The following is a 5,235-nucleotide window of genomic DNA, read 5'->3' on the forward strand; positions in this document are numbered from 1 at the left end:
CCGCCTGCACGGCGAATATGCCGCCGCCGAACAACAAATCCGCCACCTCACCGCCTAGAACTATATTGCAAAGAGCTAGAATTAGAATTTGCTCTTGAAAATGCAAAGGCTAAAGATGGTGAAAATAGTAAAGAAGTAAAATCTACTGATGAAGTAAAAGCCAAGCCTAAAAGTAAAAATCGTATCGAGATTTTGTTAGATTTGATAACGCTAAAATTATACAGAAACATCAGCGATCATCATACAAATTTACTACGAATTCTAAATTTTATGGTTTTAACTATCGCAGTCTATGGATCTTCTCTTTATGCATATGAAAATTGCATTTTAACTCGGCTTCTTAATTATTCACATGGATGCGTATGCTTAATATTGTTATTAGTGTTTTTATTGGCTATTTGGACCATATGTAGTTTCTCTACTAAATACAATATATCGCGGACAAATATACTTATATGGTTTATTTTGCTTGTTTTAATATCTGCGCTTATAGTCTCTTTGGTTAATATTAAATATATTGCCTATATTGCACTTTTTATTACATCATATCTATTGATATATCGTTATATGGTTATTGTTACATCTAAATGTAATTGGTCATATCTGCTTTGTTATGGTTTGCTTATTGTCATATTGTTTACCAAACCATTTTTAATAGCACCATTTATAAGTATTTTTACGTCAGAACAAGCGATCGAAAGCAAATTTAAAGAATATACCATAAGATATAATGAAAACGGTCTGGACGATATGCTCCTAGATGCAAATCTCGCTAACACCAAAAAAGACAATAAACTAGATTTTATAGTCGAAAATAGAAAAACGATTTTAGATGAATTAGATGATGATAAAAAGTTATTGATTAGTTTTAAAGAAAACTTTAAACAACTAACAGACTATAATGACGATAGCAAAAACACACAAGATGCCTCTAAAAAACCGTACGCCGAGGCTCTAAACGCCCTAAAATACGACGAAATAATGCAATTAACGCAAAAAAGCGCAAACTTGCTCTACGGTTTCATAATGCTACTCGTCATTTATTCGCTTACAAAAACCGCACGTAGAAATTCTGTCGTGCCTAGTTAGTGATTTGTGTTATTCTGCCAAGCGATGAGCCAAATATTTTAAAATTTACTCGTTTGTCTCATTGCTATTTTTGTATTTATAAGTACTATCAGATTAGCAGTGTCGCATTAAATTTTTATATTTGTAGCAAAATACGAACGAGGCTGGCTAAATTTAAGCGGATAAATTTTGCCGTTTGCGACTTGATTGTGTAAATTTTTTGAATTTAGCTTTTTTACTAAGCGCGATTAAATTTAACTCGGTGCGCAAGCCGTACCCGTAAGCCTCGCACGCTGTTTAACGGAGCTGAGCGCTAAATTTCGGCGCGCTTTAACACATCCGCTACGATCGTCCACTCGCGCACGAGTCTTTCAAAGCTAAAATTTGCATTCGCAGGGCTCGTGGACGGCAGCTTGACGGGTTCTTTGCCCGTTGCGTTTAAAATTTGAGTTTTTAGGTATTTTTCGCATATTTCATGCGCCTTGCCGCCGTTTGCGTAAACTTGCACGATGTGCGCGCCGCTAAAGATCGGCTCTAAATTTGCTGGCACGACGGCGGTCATTTTGGCGTCGCTCGAGCCCTTTATCTCGCAGCAGATCGCCGCGTCGTATACGGCGATGCCGCGGGCGAGCAGGAATTTTATCTTTTCATCCGTGCTCGCAGGCGGCGGCACGTTTAAAATTTGCGCCAGCACCCGCCAGAAGCGATTTTGCGGATTTGCGTAGTAAAAGCCAAATTTACGAGAAACGACGGAGGGAAAGGAACCGAGGATTAAAATTTTAGAATTTTGATCGAAAATCGGCTTAAAAGGGTGAGTTTGGCTCATTTCACGCCTGCTTTGTATTCGCCTAAAACGCCCGCTCGGACGCCATAAAATTTATCTTTCATTTTTACTTTATCTCCCGCAAATACCCGAATTTTGCCCGCAAAGCAGCTTGAGGCTGAAATTGTGCGGCAACAAAGATTTTAGCGCACTCGCTGTATAGCGGCGCGCAATAAAAATTTTGATCAGCCTGCTACGGCGCGCGATTTGGGTCTAAATTTCAACTTTTTAAACCCCAAAGCAGAGCTTTCGTAGCCAAATTTAACGCCTAGCGACGGCAAAATTTAACTCCGCACGAAGCTAAAATTTCATCCGCCGCAACTGCCTCCGAACCGCTGCACGCTAAATTTTAGGTACCGAGATTACGCGCACTAGCTCGCCTTTTTTGAGCTCTTTGACCTCTAGCGGCGCGACTAGCAGGACGCTATCGTCGTCTAAATTGTTCAAAATCGCGCTGGAGCCCTGCTTTTTGCTTTGCAGGCTAACAAAAAGTCGCCCCTCTCTGTTTTGCAAGACGGCGGGCATAAACTCAAGCCACGGCGTCTTTTTTACGTAGTCGTGATCTAAGATCGCGCTAAATTCCGTGTTTTCGCGCACGCCAAAGGATTTTTGCAAAAATACGCGCAGAAACAAAATGCACGTAATGAGCGCCGAGAGGGGGAAGCCCGGGAACGCGAAGATATATTTTTCGCCGGTTTTGGCTACGCGCACGTGGCGGCCCGGTTTGATCGCCGCGCCTTTTACGATTAGCTCAAATTTTGATTGCAGCGTGCTTTGCACGAAATCGTAGTCTCCGACGCTCACTCCGCCACTGGTTAGAAGTATGTCCGCACTCTGTAAAGCCGATAAAATCGCGCCTTCTAGCTCTTTTTCGTCATCGCGTACTAGAGGCATTATCATCGCTTCGCAGCCTAGCTGCGTTACTAAATTTGCAAGCGCGATGTGGTTGGAGCTGTAAATTTGAGCGTCGTTTTCGAGCCTCTCGCCCAGATCCTTGATCTCGCTACCGGTAGCTAGGATCGCTACTTTAGGACGGACGAATACGCTTATGTGAAATAGCCCTAGCTCGGCTAGCAGCGCGATCTGCGAAAAGCCAAGCTTCGTGCCGCTACGAAGCAAAAGCTCGCCCTCGCGGTAGCTCTCGCCCGCTGCGCGCACGGCAAAGCCCGCCGCGACGGGCTTTGTGACGACGATCTCGCCGTCTTGTACCTGCACGTTTTCGATCGGCAGAAGCGTGTCGCTACCCTCGCACATGAGCCCGCCGGTGAAGGTTTTGACGCACTCGCCCGCCTTTGCCGCGGCGCTAGGCATCTTGCCCGCAGGCGTCGTGCCGACGATCTTAAATTTCGCCCCTTCGCTTAGATCCGCGCCATTTAGCGCGTAGCCGTCCATCGCGGCGGTCGGGCGGCGCGGAGTGCTAAAAGGCGCCGCGACGTCGCCTGCCAAAATACGCCCTAGCGCCTGTGTGATCGCGACCTTCTCGATGCGCGAGGACTTTTGCACTGTGTTTGCGAAGCGCTCCATCGCGCTTTCAAATTTTTCAAATTCCATCATTTGCCTCCTACGATTTTATAAATTTGATCTTCATTTATCAATTTCGAGTTAAATTTCACAACGAGTTCGCCATCGGTCTCGTAAATTTCAATAATACCCTTGACGCCTTGTAGTGCGGAAAAATCGCCGCCTTTAGGAAAGTATAAATTCTTAAAAAGTTTCGGATCGCTCAGCCTAGAAAGTAGCACAAGCCAGATCACACCCAAAACCGCGACGCCAATGCCTAGCGCTTCGATGCCGATTTTGCCAAAAAGTGCACCGCCACATAGCCCGCCCAAAAAACTGCCAAAAAATCCGAACGAATTAAAAATCCCAAGTGCGGCGCCTTTTTGAGCGACTTTGGCAAATTTGGACGCAAGGCTTTGCATAATGGGCTCATGCGCGTTAAATCCCACGAAAAAGAGCATCACGCCCACCACGAAAGCGCTCGCTCCGCTAGCAAACGCAAAAATCAAATACGAAGCGATGAAAAAGCAGATGCCGATAAGTAGAATTTGCTTAGCTAGCGCGCGTTTCTCGCCTAAAGCACCGCTCGCACCCATCGCAGTAAAGCCAAAGACCGCGCCTAAAGCATAAATTTTAGTCAAATCACTTTTGGAAAGTCCGAATTTTTGCACGAGCAAAATTGGAATTAGAAAAAACGCTGCCGTCATGAAAGCTTTTTGAAAAAAATTCGTTAAATTCATAAGCATTAAATTTTTATCGCTCAAAAGTGAGCCGAGCGGGACCTTTTGGCGCAGGGAGCGGATATGCGGTTCGGTAGGTACTACGAAAAAAAGCAGTACCAAACATAAAAGCGTAAGTGCTGAACTTAGATGAAATAGGCTGGCAAGTCCAAATTTGGCGCTTAAAAGCGGACTTAAAATCATTGCTACGCCAAAGCTCACGCCTATCATCGCGCCCATTACCGCCATCGCCTTACCGCGCTCTTCCTCTCGCGTAAAATCGCTAATTAGTGCGGTAGCTACGGCTCCTACAGCACCGCAGCCTTGCAAAAAGCGCCCAAAAATCATCGTATAAATGCTCTCACTCGCCGCGCAAACGCAAGCGCCCAGGATAAAAAGCGCCAGTCCTATCGCAAGGGTTTTTTTACGTCCGATCTTATCGCTTAGCACTCCAAATGGCGTTTGCAAAATCACTTGCATAATCGCATAAATTCCAAAAAGTAGCCCCACTAGACTTTCGTTTGCGCCGTGCAAGCTCAACGCATACAGGCTAAGCACGGGCAGCAAAATAAATAATCCAAAAAACCTCGTAGCGATGATAAAACTAAGCGGAAGGACGCTTTTTAGCATAATCTTAGACCTCAAATAATATGAAATTTGTGCCGATTATAGCCAAAAATCGTAATGAATTCTTTGATTTTGGGTAAAATGGCGCATTAAATTTAAGGAGAGCGGATGAAAATCTTACTTGCGACGAGCAACTCGGATAAGGTAAAAGAGATAAAAGAATTCTTTGCAGAATATGAAATTTACGCGCTCGGCGAGGTGCTTAAGCCTTTTGAGATCGACGAGTGCGGCGCGAGCTTCAAACAAAACGCGCTTATCAAAGTTCGCGCAGTGTATGAGGCGCTAAAAAGTAAAAATTTGCAGAGCGAATTTTTCGTGCTAAGCGACGATAGCGGTATCTGCGTGGACGCACTGGGCGGGGCTCCGGGGATATTTTCGGCGCGCTTTAGCGGCTCAGATGCAACGGATGCGAGCAACCGCGATAAATTGGCAAGCGAGCTGAGAGCTTTAAATTTAGATTCCTCGCCCGCGCATTACACGGCGGCGATCGCGCTAAAA

4 protein-coding genes and 1 pseudogene are annotated in these 5,235 nt (G+C 44.9%); 2 read left to right on the forward strand and 3 right to left on the reverse strand.

The annotated features are described in order from the left end of the window. A pseudogene (locus Q0277_RS02255) lies at positions 1-1,089 on the forward strand (hypothetical protein); the annotation flags it as partial. Positions 1,090-1,381: 292 nt separating this feature from the next. On the opposite strand, the gene Q0277_RS02260 reads toward Q0277_RS02255, so the two are convergent. The 3 genes from Q0277_RS02260 to Q0277_RS02270 form a co-directional block, all read right to left on the reverse strand. Then, a complete protein-coding gene (locus Q0277_RS02260) occupies positions 1,382-1,894 on the reverse strand; it encodes a DNA-deoxyinosine glycosylase (RefSeq protein WP_297995170.1) in 513 nt (170 codons plus the stop codon). A 339-nt stretch (positions 1,895-2,233) separates the two neighbouring features. Further along, positions 2,234-3,445: a molybdopterin molybdotransferase MoeA gene (locus Q0277_RS02265; protein WP_297995171.1), complete on the reverse strand. Its 1,212-nt coding sequence runs from the start codon at positions 3,443-3,445 to the stop codon at positions 2,234-2,236. Next, positions 3,442-4,740 (reverse strand): MFS transporter, encoded by a 1,299-nt coding sequence (locus tag Q0277_RS02270; protein ID WP_297995172.1) that lies wholly within the window; start codon positions 4,738-4,740, stop codon positions 3,442-3,444. Before Q0277_RS02270 ends, Q0277_RS02265 begins: the two co-directional genes overlap by 4 nt. Before the next feature lie 105 nt (positions 4,741-4,845). On the opposite strand from Q0277_RS02270, the gene Q0277_RS02275 reads away from it, so the two are divergent. After that, positions 4,846-5,235, forward strand: a 390-nt coding sequence (locus tag Q0277_RS02275) for a non-canonical purine NTP pyrophosphatase (RefSeq protein WP_297995174.1), incomplete at its 3' end; no start/stop codon positions are given.

The organism is uncultured Campylobacter sp. (assembly GCF_938030815.1).
Taxonomy (GTDB): domain Bacteria; phylum Campylobacterota; class Campylobacteria; order Campylobacterales; family Campylobacteraceae; genus Campylobacter_B.